This is a genomic window from Salmonella sp. SAL4457, from assembly GCF_046548235.1.
GTDB classification, from domain to species: Bacteria; Pseudomonadota; Gammaproteobacteria; order Enterobacterales; family Enterobacteriaceae; genus Salmonella; species Salmonella enterica.
Genome location: NZ_JBGDZO010000150.1, coordinates 1 through 360, shown reverse-complemented (window position 1 = coordinate 360; position 360 = coordinate 1). Strand labels below are relative to the sequence as shown.

Below are 360 nucleotides of genomic sequence, written 5' to 3'. Positions count from 1 at the left end.
ATGCTCACCCTGCGCGCCGGCGCCCACGCCTTCGGCATCGGTGTCCAGAAGATGATCGGCAACGACGCCTTTCCGGTGCTCAACGGCTACACCACGCCCTACGTGGCCAACCTCATGGCCTACCAGACCTTCACCCGACCGCAGGAGAAATCCTGGCAACTGCGCTACGACTACGACTTCGCCGGCCTCGGCCTGCCCGGCCTGAACCTCATGACCCGCTATGTACAGGGCCGCGACATCGACCGCGGCGCCGGCCGCGCCGACGACAGCGAATGGGAGCGCAACACCGACCTGTCATACGTGATCCAGAGCGGACCGCTGAAGAGCGTCGCCTTGAAATGGCGCAACATCACCTACCGC

Annotated in this window: 1 protein-coding gene; it reads left to right on the top strand. The window is 65.0% G+C overall.

All coding sequences use genetic code 11. The features are described 5' to 3' along the window. Window positions 1–360, top strand: a 360-nt coding sequence (locus ACLJNW_RS23665) for an OprD family outer membrane porin (protein ID WP_410961151.1), incomplete at both ends; no start/stop codon positions are given.